This window comes from Moellerella wisconsensis ATCC 35017, from assembly GCF_001294465.1.
GTDB classification, from domain to species: domain Bacteria; phylum Pseudomonadota; class Gammaproteobacteria; order Enterobacterales; family Enterobacteriaceae; genus Moellerella; species Moellerella wisconsensis.
The window spans coordinates 1-288 of the sequence record NZ_LGAA01000078.1; the positions used below are offsets into that span (position 1 = coordinate 1).

The 288-nt window shown below is 46.5% G+C and carries 1 protein-coding gene; it reads right to left on the reverse strand.

What is annotated here, in order from left to right; genetic code table 11:
• On the reverse strand, positions 1–258 hold a 258-nt coding region (locus M992_RS14465; protein WP_053909194.1), incomplete at its 3' end, for an HIT domain-containing protein.
• Positions 259–288 lie beyond the last annotated feature (30 nt).

A 288-nucleotide genomic window follows, 5' to 3' on the forward strand; every position in this document is an offset into this window, starting at 1 on the left:
AATCAGGCGATAGCCGTCTTCGGCAATGCCTTCCTGCTGCGCAATTTTTGCCGCCACCGTAACCATTCGGCCCAGCGCCGCTTCATCTTCTGGCTTAACGTCATTCACCGTTGGGATCAGCTGGTTAGGGATAATAAGAATATGGCTAGGTGCCTGTGGAGAAATATCACGGAATGCAGTCACTAAGTCGTCCTGATAAACGATATCAGACGGGATCTCACGACGAATAATTTTGCTGAAAATAGTTTCTTCTGCCATGACGAATATCCTTTAGCAATCAATTGAGAT